Origin of the sequence: Desulfatitalea alkaliphila (assembly GCF_022968795.1) — a bacterium.
GTDB classification, from domain to species: Bacteria; Desulfobacterota; Desulfobacteria; order Desulfobacterales; family Desulfosarcinaceae; genus Desulfatitalea; species Desulfatitalea alkaliphila.
This window is the reverse complement of the sequence record NZ_JALJRB010000083.1, coordinates 1-841: the sequence shown is the minus strand read 5'-3', so window position 1 is coordinate 841 and position 841 is coordinate 1. Positions and strand designations below refer to the sequence as shown.

Sequence of the window (841 nt, the reverse complement as noted above, 5' to 3'; positions counted from 1 at the left end):
ATAGGCCGGCGGCAGATCCGTGGCCGCATAGTCGGCGAACCATTTGCGCAGCAGCGCAGGCATCGCAGGTTCGCTCGCGCACTGCGCAGCAGCACACGGGTTTTCGGGGGCGATCAGCTTTCGCATACCGCAAGCATTCTTGGTTTTGTCCAAAGGCAGCAGCCGGGCAAGGGGCGCTTCGGTGTCGGTATCGACCAACGTCATGCGGCTTTTGTCCCAGCCGGCGGCACGCAGGATCACCCGGCGCATATGGGCAAAACGCACCGGCAGTTCGTAGCGGATGCCGTCGACGACCACGGTGGCATCACTGCGCCGGGGGGTTCTTGTGATCCGGCGGGTGAAGGCGCCGCGCAAAAAGTCGCTCTCAGGAGTCGGCCGGGACACATCCGGGCCGCTGAGCATGCGCTGCAAGGGGCTGGTGCCGATCTCCCTGTGCACCCTGCGATGATAGTCTTGTTCCACCCAAGCCTGAGCGGCCTGGTTGACAAAGGCAAGCGTCAGATCCGGCAACCCGCGCAAAAGTTCCATCAAACGACTTTCCAGCCGGCCCCAGAAGGTCTCCTGCTTCCCGTTCTGGTACTTATGTGGTTGATCACATAAGTACCATTATGTGGCCTCCAAAAATATGTGGCCGTTAACCCAATAAGCGAGCAAAAATAATATCGTGATTTGGTTGGAGGCCACATAACATTTCACCTACAGACTGCGTAGAAAATCCATCAGGTCTGCTCGATGTCGCCATGGTTTGATCTTGGTTGTTCCTGTTTGCGGTGCGCAGGTGGCCAGCGCACGAGTTTTGGTTTCAAGGTCTGTTTTGATGTGGTCAAGAAAAAAAGTACAC

At 57.3% G+C, this 841-nt stretch carries 1 pseudogene; it reads right to left on the bottom strand.

Annotated features, from left to right (window positions below):
* Window positions 1-528, bottom strand: a pseudogene (locus tag MRX98_RS21810) (IS481 family transposase); the annotation flags it as partial.
* Between the last annotated feature and the right edge of the window lie 313 nt (window positions 529-841).